This is a genomic window from [Clostridium] hylemonae DSM 15053, from assembly GCF_008281175.1.
In the GTDB taxonomy this organism is placed as follows: Bacteria; Bacillota; Clostridia; order Lachnospirales; family Lachnospiraceae; genus Extibacter; species Extibacter hylemonae.
Map to the genome: position 1 here is coordinate 2073821 of NZ_CP036524.1, position 16896 is coordinate 2090716.

17 protein-coding genes and 1 other annotated feature (1 of these 18 running past the window's edge) are annotated in these 16896 nt (G+C 48.6%); of the genes, 1 reads left to right on the forward strand and 16 read right to left on the reverse strand.

Annotation, left to right across the window (positions count from 1 at the left end; translation table 11 throughout):
• Positions 1 to 16: 16 nt before the first annotated feature.
• The 6 genes from LAJLEIBI_RS09610 to infC all read right to left on the reverse strand — a co-directional run bounded on the left by LAJLEIBI_RS09610 (position 17) and on the right by infC (position 3310).
• On the reverse strand, positions 17 to 541 hold the full coding sequence (locus LAJLEIBI_RS09610) for a cysteine hydrolase family protein (RefSeq protein WP_006441626.1): 525 nt from the start codon (positions 539 to 541) through the stop codon (positions 17 to 19).
• A gap of 155 nt (positions 542 to 696) precedes the next feature.
• Positions 697 to 1173 carry an SAM-dependent methyltransferase gene (locus LAJLEIBI_RS09615; protein WP_006441627.1) on the reverse strand — a complete coding sequence of 159 codons (477 nt, stop codon included), beginning with the start codon at positions 1171 to 1173 and terminating at the stop codon, positions 697 to 699.
• A gap of 40 nt (positions 1174 to 1213) precedes the next feature.
• Entirely contained in the window at positions 1214 to 2047 is an 834-nt protein-coding gene (locus LAJLEIBI_RS09620; RefSeq protein ID WP_006441628.1) for a MerR family transcriptional regulator, read from the reverse strand.
• A 147-nt stretch (positions 2048 to 2194) separates the two neighbouring features.
• Positions 2195 to 2551, reverse strand: a complete 357-nt coding sequence (gene rplT / locus LAJLEIBI_RS09625) for a 50S ribosomal protein L20 (RefSeq protein ID WP_006441629.1) — start codon at positions 2549 to 2551, stop codon at positions 2195 to 2197.
• Between the two features lie 32 nt (positions 2552 to 2583).
• Positions 2584 to 2781: a 50S ribosomal protein L35 gene (rpmI, locus tag LAJLEIBI_RS09630; protein WP_006441630.1), complete on the reverse strand. Its 198-nt coding sequence runs from the start codon at positions 2779 to 2781 to the stop codon at positions 2584 to 2586.
• 34 nt (positions 2782 to 2815) lie between these two features.
• Positions 2816 to 3310: a translation initiation factor IF-3 gene (gene infC / locus LAJLEIBI_RS09635; protein WP_006441631.1), complete on the reverse strand. Its 495-nt coding sequence runs from the start codon at positions 3308 to 3310 to the stop codon at positions 2816 to 2818.
• A gap of 331 nt (positions 3311 to 3641) precedes the next feature.
• Here infC and LAJLEIBI_RS09640 point away from each other — a divergent pair, with 331 nt between their 5' ends.
• Entirely contained in the window at positions 3642 to 5015 is a 1374-nt protein-coding gene (locus LAJLEIBI_RS09640; RefSeq protein ID WP_006441632.1) for a sodium-dependent transporter, read from the forward strand.
• Positions 5016 to 5825: 810 nt separating this feature from the next.
• Here the strand turns inward: LAJLEIBI_RS09640 and LAJLEIBI_RS09650 are convergent.
• From LAJLEIBI_RS09650 to LAJLEIBI_RS09695, 10 genes are all read right to left on the reverse strand, one after another.
• Positions 5826 to 6491, reverse strand: coding sequence for a B3/B4 domain-containing protein (locus tag LAJLEIBI_RS09650; RefSeq protein ID WP_006441634.1), 666 nt, complete (start codon positions 6489 to 6491; stop codon positions 5826 to 5828).
• A gap of 151 nt (positions 6492 to 6642) precedes the next feature.
• The gene (locus LAJLEIBI_RS09655; protein WP_006441635.1) at positions 6643 to 7506 is read right to left on the reverse strand and encodes a DegV family protein; all 864 of its coding nucleotides are present in this window, start codon (positions 7504 to 7506) and stop codon (positions 6643 to 6645) included.
• Between the two features lie 3 nt (positions 7507 to 7509).
• A complete protein-coding gene (locus LAJLEIBI_RS09660; RefSeq protein WP_040434614.1) occupies positions 7510 to 8931 on the reverse strand; it encodes an MATE family efflux transporter in 1422 nt (473 codons plus the stop codon).
• Between the two features lie 135 nt (positions 8932 to 9066).
• Complete coding sequence (locus LAJLEIBI_RS09665; protein WP_006441637.1) at positions 9067 to 10428, reverse strand: spore germination protein; 1362 nt, start codon at positions 10426 to 10428, stop codon at positions 9067 to 9069.
• A gap of 167 nt (positions 10429 to 10595) precedes the next feature.
• The gene (locus tag LAJLEIBI_RS09670) at positions 10596 to 11111 is read right to left on the reverse strand and encodes a dCTP deaminase/dUTPase family protein (RefSeq protein WP_006441638.1); all 516 of its coding nucleotides are present in this window, start codon (positions 11109 to 11111) and stop codon (positions 10596 to 10598) included.
• On the reverse strand, positions 11104 to 11592 hold the full coding sequence (gene nrdG, locus LAJLEIBI_RS09675; RefSeq protein ID WP_006441639.1) for an anaerobic ribonucleoside-triphosphate reductase activating protein: 489 nt from the start codon (positions 11590 to 11592) through the stop codon (positions 11104 to 11106). Before nrdG ends, LAJLEIBI_RS09670 begins: the two co-directional genes overlap by 8 nt.
• Before the next feature lie 3 nt (positions 11593 to 11595).
• Positions 11596 to 13725 (reverse strand): anaerobic ribonucleoside-triphosphate reductase, encoded by a 2130-nt coding sequence (nrdD, locus tag LAJLEIBI_RS09680; RefSeq protein ID WP_006441640.1) that lies wholly within the window; start codon positions 13723 to 13725, stop codon positions 11596 to 11598.
• A 221-nt stretch (positions 13726 to 13946) separates the two neighbouring features.
• The gene (locus tag LAJLEIBI_RS09685) at positions 13947 to 14720 is read right to left on the reverse strand and encodes an ABC transporter ATP-binding protein (RefSeq protein ID WP_006441641.1); all 774 of its coding nucleotides are present in this window, start codon (positions 14718 to 14720) and stop codon (positions 13947 to 13949) included.
• On the reverse strand, positions 14713 to 15594 hold the full coding sequence (locus tag LAJLEIBI_RS09690; RefSeq protein ID WP_006441642.1) for an ABC transporter permease: 882 nt from the start codon (positions 15592 to 15594) through the stop codon (positions 14713 to 14715). The genes LAJLEIBI_RS09685 and LAJLEIBI_RS09690 overlap by 8 nt, the downstream gene beginning before the upstream one ends.
• A 36-nt stretch (positions 15595 to 15630) precedes the next feature.
• On the reverse strand, positions 15631 to 16647 hold the full coding sequence (locus LAJLEIBI_RS09695; RefSeq protein ID WP_040434617.1) for an ABC transporter substrate-binding protein: 1017 nt from the start codon (positions 16645 to 16647) through the stop codon (positions 15631 to 15633).
• Between the two features lie 176 nt (positions 16648 to 16823).
• Positions 16824 to 16896 (reverse strand) — a binding site (T-box leader); it runs 176 nt beyond the window's last position.

The following is a 16896-nucleotide window of genomic DNA, read 5'->3' on the forward strand; positions in this document are numbered from 1 at the left end:
ACTCGCAGTCCCCCGTCTATTCATTCACGATGCTGACCTGACACACCTTCATCGCTTCCAGCGCCTGCCGGTGGCTCTGCGGCGTCACTCCGGCGCAGCATGACGCATCTACGATAAGTTCCGTCTCAGGCAGAAATGCTTTTACGACCAGTACGTTAGAAATGACACATATATCCGTACAGAGGCCGACGAATGTCACAGACTCCACCTTTTCTTCCTGACTGTCATAAGCTTTGAGCACCTGCCCAAGCCCGACACTTCCAAACGAAGGTTTATCGATCGGAGTCTCCGAGCAAAGCGCCTCGATCTGCGGACAGATCTCCCACCCTTTTGTCCCTCTGATACAATGTGGCACCGGCAGCTTCTTTCCCTCCTGTGTGTCCATGTAATCACTTTCATGCGTGTCCCGTGTATAGAGCACACGGCCTTCAAAGTTCCTGATCTTCTCCGCCACAGCCGGCACGATCCCCACAGCTTCCTCTGTTCCAAGCGCGCCATCCACAAAATCATTCTGCATATCAACTACAACGAGTATTTTCATAACAGCATCTCCTTTTCACATCCTTCACACATTGTCTGTTATATAATAGCATATACGAACGGCAACTTCCAGACAGCAGAAGCAAAAACAGCAGCGCGGGATGGATCAACGTACTGTATCCCTCCTGCGCCGCTGGCAAAAACTACACTCTTATATTAAAAGTTAAATTCATCTTCCCAGTCAAACTGAGCCGCCCCTTCCAGACTTTTCGGCCAGTGGCCGCACCAGTCCGGCACATGAGGATCTTCCACACGGTCAAGGCTTGGTGTGTAAGGTTTAATGTCCAGCACAGGACTGCCGTCATCTGCATCCGTATAAGCGATGTCTATAACACCATTCTCATAGTCTATGCCGATGACTTCTGAGACAGTGAGCGCAACCGGATTCGGGCGGATCGGTGACCTTGTCGCAAAGATACCCATGTCAGCCGGGGCTTTCTTATACGGCTGTTCTGTCTCCAGCACAGTCCGTGCCTCCTCATAGTCAAACTCACTGAACCACCAGATCACATTAATGTGGCTGAACCCATCCAATGCCGTAAGCGCCGGAATATACTGCCTTTCCAGCTTTATACATGTTCCTTCCTCTGTGCTGCTTATTTTTCCGACAGGACGTACTTCAAATACAGTCATAATATTACCTCCATTTATATTATTATAATTTGCTGTACGTCTATTCTGGACCCTGACACCGTGTGAGAGTCAAGCATGGAATCTGTATCTCGGTCAGATATTTCTCTTCTATCTCTTCATTCCATGGTCCGCGGTGCACGATCTGGCGGCTCTGCCCGGTCATCCTGTAGAGACGGTTCTGCTGCAGCCACTCTGCCAGGGCGGCATATGCTCCCGCTATATTGGAAAATGCTCCGTACACCATCGTACATGCCATATAGGGCACCTCCTCCACCGTCCGGAATGAAAACGCACCCGTGCCTCTCCCTGGTTTATCTACAGGCGCACAGATCTCCACATCCACGTCCCTTTCTTTATATTCCGTGTCATGATAGATGGAAAATGTCTCTTCCGACACCGTGATCTTATGACTCTTTGCAAAGACAGACAATTCCTCCCACAGTTCACCTTCCGCGTAATATGTTGGTATGACCTTTCTAAGCGACAACACACTGCACGGCGGTATGGACTTGATCGACACATTGTAATGCATCCTGCCGCCATAGGACAGTTCTTCCCTGGCCAGTTTTATTCTTTCCAGCCTCATCTGCTCCTCTTCGATCCTCCCAGTGATCTCGCCGTACTTTTTGTCAAGCTGTCTGATGATAAACTTGTCGTCCCCGCTGTTTACAGCTTCCATTATCTCTGCCACGCCAAATCCGCTGTCCCTTAAATATATGATTCTGTTAAGCACAGGTATCTGCGCGGCAGAATACATACGGTAACCAGTCTGCGGGTCTGTTCTCTCCGGCTTCAGAAGCCCTGCGTCATCGTAATAGCGGAGCATTCTGACAGACACCTGCGTAAGCTTTGAGAATTCACCAATTCTGAACATATCGTTTCTCCCTGTAATCCAATTGGGGACGGGGTATTTTTAAAAATACCCCGTCCCCAATTGATTTGACGGCATGTCCTCCAAGGACTATGCCGTCTGTGCAGACCGTCGCCGGTCTTCTTATATCAATATCTTCTGTAAGATATATTATGCCACCTTGCTTTTTGCAAGCTCTGCAAGTGTTGCGAATCCAGCAGCATCATTAACTGCCATCTCTGCCAGCATCTTCCTGTTCATGTCGACATCAGCCAGTTTCAGGCCGTGCATGAATTTGCTGTAAGATAATCCGTTCATTCTTGCAGCTGCATTGATACGTGCGATCCAGAGCTGACGCATCTGACGCTTACGCTGCTTTCTGCCCGCATATGCGGATGTAAGAGCTCTCATGACAGACTGCTTTGCAACTCTGTACTGTTTAGAGCGTGCTCCTCTGTATCCCTTTGCCAGTTTTAATGTTCTATTATGTTTCTTCTTAGCGTTCATTCCGCCTTTAATTCTTGCCATCTCTTATTTCCTCCTTCAATACGTTCCTTATCTTACAGATATGGTAATACTTTCTTCATATTCTTAACGTTAGTTGCATCTGTAACAGTCGGTTTTCTAAGATTTCTCTTTCTCTTTGTAGATTTCTTAGTCAAGATATGGCTCTTATAAGCTTTGTTTCTTACTAACTTTCCTGTACCTGTTTTTTTGAAGCGCTTTGCAGCCGCTCTATTTGTTTTAATTTTTGGCATGATAATATTCCTCCTTAAGTTTAAATTTATATTTTTAACGTTTTTCAGTTAAAACCATGCTCATGCTTCTGCCTTCCATCTTGGCCGGTTTTTCTATCGTGGCCACATCTGCGAGCTGTTCTGCAAAATCATCAAGTATGTGTCTGCTCTGATGTACATGTGCCATTTCCCTTCCTCTGAAACGCAGAGTAACCTTAACTTTATTGCCTTTTCCGATAAACTTCTTGGCATTGTTGATCTTCGTATTCAGGTCGTTTGTGTCAATATTTGGAGAAAGACGCACTTCCTTCAATTCAACGGTCTTCTGCTTTTTCTTCGCTTCTTTTTCTTTCCTTGCCAGTTCATATTTGTATTTGCCGTAATCAATAATCTTACAAACCGGCGGCTGAGCCTTCGGCGCAATCTTTACGAGGTCAAGCTCCGCCTCCGCTGCAAGCTTCATTGCGTCCCTTGCCGCCATGACTCCTAACTGCTCTCCGTCTTCGCCAATCACGCGTACTTCCTTGTCTCTGATTTGCCCGTTAATCATTAAATCGCTAATAGTAGTGCACCTCCATCATAAAATAAACATAAAAATAAGTGAACAGCCGTCAGACTATCCACCAGTATATCTGCATACGAAGACCATATATTTATATAGTTCGTTCATATTTCAATATCAAACCGATAGTCACCCGATCGTGCTATGGTGAGAGTGGATACTCTGCTTTGTTTTTTGCTTCATGCAAGGTATAATCTAACACACTTGCCGCGGTATGTCAACACTTTTCATATTTTCTTCTTGAAAACAGTGTCTATTCATGTAATAATAGAGCATAATCTATTTTAAATGGAATGTTTTAAAACATGAGGAGGTTTTTATGCAACAAAAGAGAAGTAATTTTTCCAGCAAGCTGGGATTCGTGCTGGCTGCTTCCGGTTCCGCCGTAGGTCTGGGGAATATATGGCGGTTTCCGTATCTCGCGGCAAAGTACGGCGGAGGTACTTTTTTACTTATTTATCTCATACTTGCAGTCACATTTGGGTTTTCCCTTATGATCGCAGAGATCGCCATCGGAAGAAAGACCGGCTTAAGTGCCATCGGCGCTTTTAAAATGCTGGACAAACGGTTTGGATTTCTCGGGATCCTGGCATCTGCCGTACCGATCGTCATCTTCCCCTACTATTCTGTCATCGGCGGATGGGTGGTCAAATACTTTACCGTATTTATAAGCGGAGGAGCAGGCGCCTCTGCGGCGGACGACTATTTTTCCACTTTTATAAGCGGTACTTTTGAACCGCTCGGCTGGTTCTTTATCTTCCTTGCCGTCACAGCGCTTATCGTCTTATGCGGCGTAGAAAAAGGAATCGAGAAAGTCAGTAAGATAATGATGCCCATACTCGTCGTCCTGACGCTCGTTATATCTGTATACGGACTGACACGCGAAGGTGCCATGGAAGGACTTGTATACTATATCAAACCGCACATGTCCGACGTATCGGCCAAAACAATACTTGCCGCCATGGGACAGCTCTTCTATTCCATGTCCCTTGCCATGGGTATCATGGTTACCTACGGCTCTTATATGAAGAAGGACAACCACCTTGAAAGCTCCGTCCGCCAGATCGAACTGTTCGATACTGGAATCGCCTTTCTGGCAGGTCTCATGATCATCCCCGCCGTATTTGCATTTTCCGGCGGAGACGAGAGTGCTTTAAGCGCCGGCCCGGGACTCATGTTCATCACGCTTCCGAAAGTATTCGCCAGCATGAAGCTTGGCGGCGCGATCGGTACTATTTTCTTCCTGCTCGTCTTCTTCGCGGCGCTTACATCCGCGATCTCGCTGATGGAGACTATCGTATCCATCTTCCGGGACAAGTTCAACTGGAGCAGAAAGGGAGCCTGTATCTTTGTCGCTGTGCTGGCACTTATCATGGGCGCGCCGTCTTCACTCGGCTTCGGGCCGCTCAGCTTCATTAGCTGGATGGGCATGTCCGTACTTGACATCATGGACTTCGTAAGCAACAGTGTGCTCATGCCTATCGTGGCGTTCTTCACCTGTATCTTCGTCGGATTTTTCATCAAGACAAAGAGCATTTCAGATGAAGTCAGGGTGACAGACGGAAAATTCAAAGCAGAAAAACTGTTCACAGTCATGATAAAATGGGTCGCGCCGATCTTTCTGCTTCTCATACTGCTCAGCTCAGTAGGCGGTGCCCTCGGCATCGATTTCCTCCAGGCGCTAAGTGTATAAATGGGAATTTTTGTTGGATGATTTTTAGGGATGGCGGTGTACGGCGGAGGAAAGGCAGTCTAAAGCTGCGGGACGGTCAGTGCGCTTGCATTCCGTAAGTGAAAAGGACACGGTAGTAACAGACACCGACAGAATCGACAGGAAATCTGGATGATTTCCTGTCTCAGCTGTCTCATAAACTGCACTTGTAGTGCAGTTTATGGCCTGTTTCTACCGTGTCCTTTTCACTAACGGAATGGCAAAGCTCCCTCCAACGCCCCTCAGCTTTTGACTGCCTTTCCTCCGCCTGTTACTCCTCCAATGCTCAAATAGATTCAACACGTAAGATTCCCTGGGCTGCCATAATGGATTTACACCACAGGCAAAGACTCCGTATCTCCCACCTATATCTCCAATGCTCCCTCGCTATCCCCTGAACTTACTACTCCAGCCTTCAGGATACATCTTCACCCATCGAGACATACCTGGGAATCTCTCCCGTTTGGAATGTTTATATTTTTGAGAGATGAACAGGCCGAGGAGCCGGGTGTGCAGGGTGGCGGCAGGGCGTTCGGAGGCAGGTGTGGAAGCCGTTGCTGAAGAACGAGCCGGAAACAGACACGGGAATGTTATCACAAATAACATTCCCGAGAGCCTCTGAGGGAGGAAATCCCTTCAGGATTTCATTCCGAATAGGCTCGGTTGTCTGCTTCCGGCTCGTTCTGCAGTTACGGCTTCCCGCCTGCCGGAGCGCCCTGCCACCGCCCTGCGCGCCCGGCTCCTCGGCCGTCCACCCCCAAAACTTCAAACATCCCCAAACAAAATTCCCAACTACTCCACAACCCAGCACTTTATTTCCCTGGCTCCGGCGTATTTCTCCATGTACGCTCTGCCATACTCGAGCGCTTTCTCCAGATCTTTATTGTCGGAAAAGGAATAGATAAGTGTGAGGACTTCCTCTGCGCTTTCAGTTATCATCGCCCGTTCGGAATCGCTTGTGGAACTGCCTACCGCTCCTTTTTCGTCTGCCAGCACGGGAAGGTTTTCGATGTTTACCTCTTCCTTTCCGATTCCTTTGTACGTCTCCTTTTCTCTGCCGATACGGAAGATGAGCTCATCGCCTATATTGGCCGTATCGTAGGATCCGACCGAGAACCCGGATTCTATGGAGATCATATTGTTGACATCCACCACCGTGTTCACTTCATACAGCCCTTTCCCCTGGCCTATCCTGCGTATGAGCGCCTCGGAGGACACACGGTACCTGCTCGGGTCCTTGCCGAATGCCTTGTAGGCAAGACGTGACTCCCTGATGTTTGGAATATCATTTATGCCGTGATCGAAAATATTATCCTTGGCTTTCTTAAATATATCTTTTTTCAGATATGACCACATCTCTTCGTTCTTCTTTTCTACTTTCACTTTGTACTGCATGCATCCGACTCTTACGGAAGGCCACAGTTCTTTCATACGCGCGTCAATAATCAGTTTTTTCATTATGCTGCATCCTTTCTTTCACTTTATGTACCGTTACATCTTTCCAACCGCTCTATCCGGTCCAAAACTGTAATTAAAAAGAGACAGATATAGATCCGTCCATGAATTGCCGGAAATACCTGCCCCTCTCACTCATTTTATTTAAACGATGCTACCGTTTATTCCCCATATTAAACACTGCCACCACTCCGGGGCCTGTATGGCTTCCGATCACAGTGCCGATATTATTAATGAGGATATTATCCACACCCATCTTCTCCCGCACGAGAGACGCCACATATTCTGCCTCGTCAACGCAGTCGCCGTGCGTGATCATGATTATATCGTTCTCCCATCCTCTGGACTGTTCTGCCGCCATGTCTACAATATGGTTCAGAGATTTCTTGCGTCCTCTTTCCTTGCCGACTACCTGCAGGGTGCCGTCATTGTCCATATGGATGATCGGTTTTATCTTTACCATCGTTCCCACTACCGCAGTCGCCTTGGATACACGGCCGCCCCGGTGCAGATGGTTCAGATCATCCACCGTTACATTATGGCATACGTGAAGCTTATTCTCCTCCACCCACTGCGCCGTCTCGTCAATTGTCTTACCGGCTTCTCTAAGCTGAAGCGCTTTATATAATAACAGTCCTTCCCCCAAACATGCACACAGTGTATCTATGGCAATCACCTTTGCCTCCGGATACGCTTCTGACAATTCTGCTGCTGCGATCTGCATACTGTTGCACGTACCGCTCAAGCCCGATGAAAAGCCGAGATGCAGTACATCTTTTCCTTCTTTTATGATAGGCTCCAGCGCTTCTTTTGCCTCCTCAGGATTTACCTGTGAAGTCACTGACATCTTTCCTTCCCGCAGCTTGTCAAAAAATTCTTTGGAAGTCAGTCCTTCCATGTCGGGGTAAGTCTGTCCATCGATCGTATAATGAAGCGGTATTACAGGTACATTTCTTTCCTGCAGCCATTCCTTCGGTAAATCAACGGTACTGTTTACAGTTATAACATAGTCTCTCATACCCTAGTCCTCCTTCTCCTTGCCTGCACTCATCATACCACTTTTTCTCATGTTAAGCAAAACGTTTTTAAATGTAAACGCAAACAATACCGATGTCGTAAGCACGGATATGATATCCGCGACCGGCTCTGCCCTGTATATGCCCATGACTCCCATAAACTTCGGAAGTATGACCGCCAGCGGTATGAGCAGGATCACTTTACGCAGCAGCGCGATAAACAGCGACACCTTCGCCTGACCGAGCGCAAGAAATGTAGACTGACACGCGGACTGGATCCCAAATATCATAATTCCGAAAAAGTATATCGGCATTACCCTGCACGTCAGCGCAACGAGTTTGTCATTGTTTGTAAACAGACTGGCATATACTTCCGGTACTGTCACCGCGATTCCGGCAAGAAGTAAGGTGCCTGCAAAGCATACGAGCAGCATTCTTATAAACGCGCCTTTTACTCTCTTTCTGTTTCCGGCCCCGTAATTATAGCTGATAATGGGCTGGATCCCCTGAGTGATTCCCTGCACCGGTATGACGATGAGCTGCATCACGCTCGTCATGATGGACATTGTCCCCACATACAAGTCTCCTCCATATCTTTGAAGTCCGGAATTCAGCGTAATACTTACGAGGCTTTCCGTACTCTGCATGATAAAGGGAGACACCCCGAGTCCTGCTATGTGTTTTACGATATCCCCCTGAAGCTTCATATACTTCACTCTGAGCCTTATGACGCTCTTTTCTGACAAAAGAAACCGCAGCACCCACGCGGCACTGACCGCCTGAGAGATAATGGTAGCCAGGGCGGCGCCTTTCACGCCCATATGCAGGGCAAAGATGAACACCGGATCCAGGGCAATGTTGATCACCGCGCCGATCAGCACCGAGAGCATGGCGATCCTGGCCTCTCCCTGGCCGCTTATGAACGTATTCAGTCCCACGGCGATCTGGACGAATACCGTGCCTATGAGATAGATGGCTATGTACGACTCAGCATAGGATATTGTCTGCCCGCTGGCCCCGAATGCATACAGTATCGGTGTCTTGAATATGGAGAAAAAAACGGTCAGCACAACGGAAAAAATGATCAGCAGTCCGGCCGAATTGCCGAGGATCCGCTCCGCCTTGTCATGATCCTTCTTCCCGAGCTGTATGGAAGCAAGCGGTGCTCCTCCCATACCCGCAAACGCGCTGAACGCTGCGATAAGCATGATGATGGGGAATGTAACTCCCACGCCGGTCAGCGCCACATCCCCGTAGCCGGAGATATGTCCGATGTAGATCCTGTCCACGATATTATAGAGAACATTGATGAGCTGGGCCGCAACCGCGGGCACTGCCATCCCTGCCATGAGCCGGCCGAGAGGCGCTGTGCCGAGACGTTCGTCTCTCCCGCTGTCATTGTTTTTCTGTTGATTCTGTACCTCCATATGTAACCTCCTGATATCATTGAGAAAAAAAGTATCCCCGCCTGCAGGCATACATTAAGACCAAGAGCCCGGCAGGCCGGCCTCTTGGTTTATTTTAACTCTTGTCATATACTCTTTTTCTTATTATAACACATTTTAATTCAGTTTTATATTCAAATAATTTCTGCCTGACAAAGTCTTGTTAAAGCAGATACTGCACACGATTATGATGCATCCGGCCGCAAACCCGATCCAGTTGAACAGAGCCGTGAGCACAAGCAGAAGCAGCCGCATGAACTTTAGTGCATAACCAAGCTCAAAGTTCGGCTGTGTATAATTTGCCACAGCGACGAACGCCATGTAAAGCATGACTTCCGAATTGAACCACCCTGACTTCACAGAGAACTCTCCCATTACAAGACCTGCGATAACACTCAGCGGCGTACTCAGCATGCTCGGCGTATTAAGCGCCGCAAGCCGCAGGCCGTCGATGGCGATCTCAAGGATGAGCAGCTGGAAAATAAGAGGGATATTTACCATATCTTTTACCGCCACAAACGCAAACGCGTCGGGCAGCCAGTTCAGATTCTGCATAAACAAAAGAAAGAGCGGCGTCAAAAATACAGTCATGATCGTGATCAGCGCCCTGGACACCTTCAGATAGATTCCGGTCAGCGTCGGAAAATAATAATCATTTGCCTCCTCTATCATATCCAGTATGGAAGTCGGCAGGATCATGGCGGACGGTGAATTGTCGACAAGAATAACGACCTTCCCCTCCAGCAGACAGGCTGCCGCTGTGTCGGGCCGTTCGGTAAACTTGAACTTCGGGAACGGATTGAACCACTTTCTCTTATACAGACATTCTGCAAGACTCTGCTGGTTCATCCTCAGGTCGTCCGTCTTGATGGACTTTATTCTCGTCATGACCGTGTTCAGAAGTTCTGTGTCCACCCGGTCTTTCATATAACAGATCGCCACATCCGTGCGCGAACTGTCACCCACCTCCAGCATCTGCATTGTAAGGTGCGGATCCCGGATCCTCCTTCTCATCAAGGCAGTATTAAATACAATCGTCTCAACAAATCCGTCCCTGGATCCGCGCAGTGATTTATCTTTGTCCGGCTCCTCCACACTCCGCGCCGGATATGTTCTGCAGTCTATGGCGATACAAGCCTCGTAGCCCTCTATAAACAGACAAGTAACACCGGAGAGAATATTGCGCAGTACCTGGTCAAAATCCCCGATGATATCTACTTCCACATAAGGGATGCATTCTCTCGCAAACGCCGTTGCGTCTGCAGGCATATCTTCCTCCGTCACCTTAAACATGGAATCCATGATCTTCAGCATGGATTCATCTTTCGTAAATCCGTCGATAAAGTAAAAGGACGCGACCCTTCCCCCTATCATCATATCCCGCTGTATAATATCAAAACTGTCCTGCACCGGCAGAACCTTGTTCAAATATTCCGTACTTTCTTCTCTCGATGCAGTTACTTTCTTCTTTTCCGGCATAACAGTCCCTCCATGAATGTGATAAGATAATATTCCACGGTTAGACTGCCCCGAAAACTCAGAAAATATACTATCGGGGACAGGGCAAAAGCCGGTTGGGGACGGGGGTTTTTTAAAAAACCCCCGTCCCCAACCGGCTTTTGCCCTGTCCCCGACCGGATCTTGTGTTAATTTGAAGTGCTCCCAAATCCGCCGTTCCTGATTTCGGTCACATCATCGTCCATTGTAATTCCATACTCGACGAAGATTCCCTGCATGAATCCTGCTCCGGCTTCCAGTTCAACTGTTTTTTCCTCATTTGTATCATTTGTTATTTTTGCAAAAATATGCCCTTCGTTGTCCGAATAAAAATAATCGCTGTCTATAATGCCTACCGTATTGTTGAGCTGCAGCCTGTATTTGAATCCGAGCCCGCTTCTCGGGTAGCATTTCAACACCCAGTTATCCTGCATCTCCGCGCGTATCCCTGTAGGGATCTTTACAGTCTTTCCCGGATGGAGCACGACCGGAACCGGGGTAAAGAAATCGTAGCCGGCCGAACCGGCCGTCGCTCTTTTAGGCAGACGGACCGCATCGTACACTTCCTGTATCTCCTTATCTTCAACCGCACCGAACGTGTCTCTGAAGTCTTCTTTAAACTGTTCAAAACTCACTTTGTGAAACTGCGCAACTCTCTTAGCCATGTAGCACTATCTCTCCTGTCTTCTTTGTATTTTTAACATCGATCACCATCTGGTTGCTGCTTCCTTTCCAGTGGAGCGTACTGTCTTTTTTCTCTTCAACAAACTCACCGTCCACGAGCACATCCACATAATCGAACACTTCCAGGTCTTTGATCTCATCCCAGACGCTGCCTGTATAGAGCCAGATCGTCTTATCCGGATACTTCTCTTTGACCTCTCTCGCCAGATCTGTTATCTCTTTTATATTTGCTTCATGGAGCGGATCCCCGCCTGAGAACGTCACTCCGTTCACATAATCCTTTCCAAGCTCCGCATATATCTCCTGCCTTGCGTCTTCATCAAAGAGCAGGCCATCGTCCGGGTTCCACGTCACCTGATTGTGGCACCCTTTACAGCCGTGGGAACATCCGGATACCCATAATACAACGCGCAGGCCGTCACCGTTGAGCATATCATCCTTCGTAATATTATGATACCGCATCTTCTACATACTTTTCCTTTCTGCTATTTCTGCCATCTTGGCCGCATTGAGACGTGTGTCTCCCTTGACTCTCGAGTAAGAAAGATATCCGTTCATACGGTCTATCTTCGTCAGATTCTTGCTGCCGCACACCGGGCAGACATCCATGGACAATTCTTCATGCCCGCAGTCATCACAGTAGGACAGAGAGAGATTTACCCCCTCGTAAAATCCTTTTTCCATCGCCCGTCTCACAAGCGCTTTTATCGCCTCTTTGTTGTAGTTGACCGGGTACTTTACATACTGGATCTTCCCGCCGTTGCTCAAATTCCAGAATCGTCCTTCCAGATCCTGCTTCTGGATCGGCGTGATCTCCTCCGACACATGGCAGTGAAAACTGTTGCTTACATATTCCCGGTCAGATACATTCTCAATAATACCGTACTTTTTGCGGAACTGCTGTATCTGCACGCCGCACAGGTTCTCTGCCGGAGTACCGTAGATGGCATAGAGATGCCCGTCTTTTTCTTTATATTCATTGATCTTGTCGTTGATGTGCTGCAGCGTATCAAGCGCAAACTGCCCGTCCTGCGCAAGTGACTTCTTATTATGTAACTGCTGCAGCTCGTTCAGCGCTGTGATGCCAAATGACGCGGTAGCAGACTTCAGTAGAGGTTTGATCTTGTCGTAAAGTCCGAGATGCCCCCCGTAAAATCCTCCTTCGCAGTACGCAAGCGGATTTGTGGACGCCTTCATCTCACCGAGATACTCATACGTCCGTATGTGCAGCTGGCGGATCAGCTCCAGATAATAGTCCAGCACCTCGTAAAATTCTCTGCTCTCCTGCTTCGCTTTCGCGTAGATCATCGGCAGGTGCAGGCTGATCGCTCCGATATTAAACCGCCCCACAAATACAGGCTCATCCTGTTCATCCGCCGGCTCCATCCCCCCGTTTTCATACCACGGGGAAAGAAAGGCGCGGCATCCCATCGGGCTTATGATCTTGCCGTACTTTTTATACATACTGGCAACATAACCGTCTCCGGTCAGGCTCAGCCAGTCCGGATACATCGTCTTCGCAGAACATTCTATGCCCGCCTCAAACAGATCCTCCAGCGGCTTTCCCGGTCCGTGAAGGTTCTCATCATACAAAAATACGATCTTCGGAAACAGCACCGGCTTTTTGTGGCCCTCTTTGCCCTGTCCGCTGCCGCGCACTTCCAGCATCTTCTTTGTCGCAAGCTTGCCGTACTTGTCTGTCACAGTGCCTGCCGTGACAGTGATAAACGGATAGTCTCCCCTGCTGGAGGACACAGAGTTGAACTTGTACTCCCATCCCTGAAAGCCCTGTTCCATCTCCTTTTCCAGATCTGCCCATGCGATATTCTGTACGGTCTCTTCCTCAAGACCGAGCCCCCTGTATTTTTCGATCAGCTTCCGGTGGGACTTCTCAGCGTAAGGCGCCAGGATCTCATCCACGCTTGGCACGGTAAAGCCGCCGTACTGCTGGCTTGCGGCGCTCAGTACGATGTCGCCGATCACATCGAATGCCGTGTCCAGTGTCTTCGGCTCATTGTACCAGAGATTCCCCATCTCAAAGCCGCCGTTCAAAACTGCCTTAACATCAAAGAGACAGCAGTTCATCGTATCACGCCTTGCGGACATGTCGTGAATATATATGTATCCGTCCCTTATGGCCTGGACTTCCTCCACCGTGAGAAAGAACTTCTTGTACAGCTCCTTGTTCAGCTCATTGAATATGAGACTTCTCTTCGTGGATACAAGCGCACTGTCGGTGTTGCTGTTCTCTTTATCCCCAATGTACATGATCGACTGGCTCTTCTTGTACACTTCATCCAGCATCTGGACGAAATCCTGCTTGTAATTCCTGTAATCCCTGTAGCTTTTGGCGACGACAGGATTCACTTTTTCAAGCGCGCCTTCCACTACATTGTGCATCTCAGCGATCGGAATCTCGGCAACATTTCTGGCGTCCACCTTCTCCTCCACGAAGCTGCAGATGAATCCAAGCTCCTCCTCCGTAAATTTTACGAGCGCCCGGTAGGCGGATTTGTTCACAGCCACCACGACCTTCTGCACGTTAAACTCTTCTTTTGTACCGTCCTTTTTTACTACTTTTACCTCATTTTTCATTCAGGCATACCTTCCTTCTCTCTGATGTCATCCTATATTTAGTATAGCCGTCAGGCATCATCACAATATCATGTGTTTCAACTCACCTATTAATATTACCATTCCCCATGTGGAGCGTCAATGACACCTCAGGAAAAATAATTCACAAAAATAGAGCCCGCAAAGGCTCTGCAAATTGTATATATTTATTTCCGTCTGAAAAGGGCCATAGAATGCGGCTGTTAATTGCCGCATTCTATGCTTATCTCATTGAACAGCTTCAGTATGTCATCCACTGTAATGCTCTCTTTTTCTTCTTCTTTTTTGTCCAGGATAACTTCCCCCTGATGCATCATCAGAAGACGGTTTCCATATTCCACCGCATACCGCAGGTTATGAGTCACCATGATCGTCGTGAGATGCTTCGCCTTAACGATCTTATCGGTCAGCTCCATGATGAGCTCTGCTGTCTTCGGGTCGAGAGCCGCCGTATGTTCATCCAGAATGAGGAACTCGATCGGCGTCATCGTGGACATAAGCAGCGCCATCGCCTGTCTCTGCCCGCCGGACAGTGACCCTACCTTTATATCCATCTTATCCTCCAGGCCAAGACCGAGCTGGCTCAGCTGTTCCCTGTAGTAGCCGATCCTTGCCTTATTCGTCCCTCTCCCAAGCCCGTACAGCCTGCCTTTATTATCCGCCAGCGACATATTCTCCAGGATCGTCATAGACGGACATGTCCCCATGGCCGGATTCTGGTATACCCTTCCTATCCGTTCATTTCTGCGGTATTCCTTTTCCTTCGTGATGTCCTTGTCATTGATAAGTATTCTGCCCGCCTCAAGCGGTATGCTGCCGCAGATGATATTCAGCATGGAAGTCTTCCCCGAGCCGTTGCTCCCGACAACAGAAAGAAACTCTCCCTGCTCTATCTTCAGATGAAAGTCGTGAAACAGACACATCTCATTGATCGTACCAGGATTGTAATATTTCTCGATTCCTCTAAGCTCAAGCATTCTTATTCACCTTCTTCTTTCTCTCCATACTTATGATAAGGATAATAAGGAACAGCACTGCGGTGATGAGCTTCATCGCCTGCGGTTCAAAGTTCTTAAGCGCGACCGCCACACATGCTTTATATATGACAGAACCGGCCAGGACTGCCGTCGTGGCCTTTAAAAACGTCACCTTCTTGAATATGCTCGTTCCGATGATAACACTTGCCAGCCCGATCACTATGGCGCCGGTTCCCATGGAGATCTCAAACACTCTCTCCTCCTGGGCAAACACACATCCCGCCAGCGATACAAGCCCGTTCGCGATAGCGAGGCCGAGGATCTTCACATTGCCCTGGTCTTTCGCAAGGGAGGTGACAAGTGTGTCATTGTCTCCGACTGCCCGCAGCAGATATCCAGACTTTGTTTTCAGATACAGATCGAGCAGCACCTTGCTGATCAGCGCCAGGATCAGTATGACGATCAGTGTCGTGTACGGCTTAAGCGCCTCCGGCACAATACTGCTGATCATATCATTCTTGAAGATCGTCTTCTGCGAAAACAGCGGTACGTTGGATGTTCCCGCGATATAGAGATTTACCGTCCAGAGCGCCGTCATCATGATGATCCCGGACAGCAGATCCCTTACCCTGCACTTTACATGAATGAGCCCGGTGCAGACACCTGCGAGTACGCCGGCCGCAAACGCCGCCAGTAAAGCCACGTACGGATTCACTCCCCGCGTAACGAGGGCGGCCGTGATCGCCGCCCCCAGCGGGAAACTTCCGTCAACCGTGAGGTCCGGAAAATCAAGTATTTTGTATGTGATATAGACCCCCAGCGCCAATATCCCATATATAAGCCCCTGTTCAATAATAGTTACGATCAAGTTCATGAAAATGCCTCCCGCATACGATTTATACTTTCTCTGTTACTCTGTTATCTCGTCAAAGCTCTCGACCGCATCTGCCGACAAAGTCTCCGGTACAGAGATTCCAAGATTCTCAGCTACTTTTGTATTTACATAAAATCCCGGTTCCGTGATGAGTTCAAAATTCATCTCAGAAGCTTTCTTTTCTCCTTTCAGCACCTGCGCTGCCATTTTCCCCGTCTGTCTGCCAAGCGCGATATAGTCAATTCCTTCCGCCGCAAGGCATCCGATCTTCACCTGCTCGATCTCGCTGCCAAACACCGGGATCTTCTTGCTGTTCGCTTTCTCAAGGATAGTCGGAAGAGACGCTACGACCGTGTTGTCCGTAAGGTTTGTGATACAGTCCACCTGGCTTAAAAGGTCGTCTGCGGCAAGGGATACGTCCGCTGTCGCCGTGATTCCTTTCTCCACAAGTTCAAAGTCATATTTTCCGACCAGTTCTTTGTATTCTGCGATCGCGGATACGGAATTCGCCTCGCTCGTTGTGTACATGATCCCTATCTTTTTTGCATCCGGAAGCATCTCCCGGATCATTTTCAACTGTTCTTCCACCGGAAGTTTATCGGATGTTCCGGTCACCTCTCCGACCGGTGTTCCCTCTTCATCCGCAAGCTCTGCCGCCACCGGATCGGTAACCGCGGTGTACACGACCGGGATCTGGCTGTCCATTGCCGCGTTGTATGCGCTCTGCGCCGTCGGTGTCGCTATGGCGCAGATCAAGTCTACTTTGTCAGACACGAAGCTGTCGGAAATCTGTCCTGCCGTTCCCATATCTGCCGCCGCGTTCTTATATTCAACGGTAAGATTATCACCTTCTTTGATGCCTTCGTCCTCCAGTCCTTGCAGAAATCCTTCCCTGCAGTTGTCCAGAGAACCGTGCTCTGCAAACTGTTCGATACCGATCGTGTAGTTCTCTTTCTCCGCGCTGCCGGATGATTTGGAAGAATCCCCGCATCCTGTCACTAATACTGCCGTCATCGCTGTTACCAATAATCCTGCTGTTAATTTCTTTTTCATTGTTCTTTCTCCTTTTTCTTTGATAGATTTTTTGTTTCTGTTAGGAGAGAAAATATTAGAGCGTACTGCGCGGCCTGCCGCAGGCATTTTGTGGCTTATGTTCTCTCAGCCGCGGGTGTCCTGCCTGGAATGTCCGCATTCTCTGCCACGCGCAAAAAACCGCCCCAAACCTTTAGGTTTGAGGCGGTAATAATTTACTCTTATTATCGCGGTACCACTCAAATTGACGAATCGTCCACTTTTCTCATG

Coding starts and splice junctions, on each gene's coding strand:
- LAJLEIBI_RS09695 (WP_040434617.1), bottom strand. CDS start 16,647: ATGAAAAAGAAATTAACAGCAGGATTATTGGTAACAGCGATGACGGCA.
- LAJLEIBI_RS09670 (WP_006441638.1), bottom strand. CDS start 11,111: ATGGCTAAGAGAGTTGCGCAGTTTCACAAAGTGAGTTTTGAACAGTTT.
- LAJLEIBI_RS09690 (WP_006441642.1), bottom strand. CDS start 15,594: ATGAACTTGATCGTAACTATTATTGAACAGGGGCTTATATATGGGATA.
- LAJLEIBI_RS09655 (WP_006441635.1), bottom strand. CDS start 7,506: ATGAGAGACTATGTTATAACTGTAAACAGTACCGTTGATTTACCGAAG.
- LAJLEIBI_RS09610 (WP_006441626.1), bottom strand. CDS start 541: ATGAAAATACTCGTTGTAGTTGATATGCAGAATGATTTTGTGGATGGC.
- nrdD (WP_006441640.1), bottom strand. CDS start 13,725: ATGAAAAATGAGGTAAAAGTAGTAAAAAAGGACGGTACAAAAGAAGAG.
- infC (WP_006441631.1), bottom strand. CDS start 3,310: ATGATTAACGGGCAAATCAGAGACAAGGAAGTACGCGTGATTGGCGAA.
- LAJLEIBI_RS09665 (WP_006441637.1), bottom strand. CDS start 10,428: ATGCCGGAAAAGAAGAAAGTAACTGCATCGAGAGAAGAAAGTACGGAA.
- LAJLEIBI_RS09660 (WP_040434614.1), bottom strand. CDS start 8,931: ATGGAGGTACAGAATCAACAGAAAAACAATGACAGCGGGAGAGACGAA.
- LAJLEIBI_RS09640 (WP_006441632.1), top strand. CDS start 3,642: ATGCAACAAAAGAGAAGTAATTTTTCCAGCAAGCTGGGATTCGTGCTG.
- LAJLEIBI_RS09615 (WP_006441627.1), bottom strand. CDS start 1,173: ATGACTGTATTTGAAGTACGTCCTGTCGGAAAAATAAGCAGCACAGAG.
- nrdG (WP_006441639.1), bottom strand. CDS start 11,592: ATGCGGTATCATAATATTACGAAGGATGATATGCTCAACGGTGACGGC.
- rplT (WP_006441629.1), bottom strand. CDS start 2,551: ATGGCAAGAATTAAAGGCGGAATGAACGCTAAGAAGAAACATAATAGA.
- LAJLEIBI_RS09650 (WP_006441634.1), bottom strand. CDS start 6,491: ATGAAAAAACTGATTATTGACGCGCGTATGAAAGAACTGTGGCCTTCC.
- LAJLEIBI_RS09685 (WP_006441641.1), bottom strand. CDS start 14,720: ATGCTTGAGCTTAGAGGAATCGAGAAATATTACAATCCTGGTACGATC.
- rpmI (WP_006441630.1), bottom strand. CDS start 2,781: ATGCCAAAAATTAAAACAAATAGAGCGGCTGCAAAGCGCTTCAAAAAA.
- LAJLEIBI_RS09620 (WP_006441628.1), bottom strand. CDS start 2,047: ATGTTCAGAATTGGTGAATTCTCAAAGCTTACGCAGGTGTCTGTCAGA.